1 rRNA gene is annotated in these 225 nt (G+C 49.8%); it reads right to left on the reverse strand.

What is annotated here, in order from left to right:
• Nucleotides 1-225 (reverse strand): 16S ribosomal RNA (locus tag QOS03_RS09385); the annotation flags it as partial.

Genomic DNA, 225 nt, shown 5'->3' on the forward strand with positions numbered 1-225 from the left:
TTACGGCATGGACTACCAGGGTATCTAATCCTGTTCGCTACCCATGCTTTCGAGCCTCAGCGTCAGTTGCAGACCAGACAGCCGCCTTCGCCACTGGTGTTCTTCCATATATCTACGCATTCCACCGCTACACATGGAGTTCCACTGTCCTCTTCTGCACTCAAGTCTGACAGTTTCCGATGCACTTCTTTGGTTAAGCCAAAGGCTTTCACATCAGACTTATCA

This window comes from Limosilactobacillus pulli (genome assembly GCF_947381555.1).
Taxonomy (GTDB): Bacteria; Bacillota; Bacilli; order Lactobacillales; family Lactobacillaceae; genus Limosilactobacillus; species Limosilactobacillus pulli.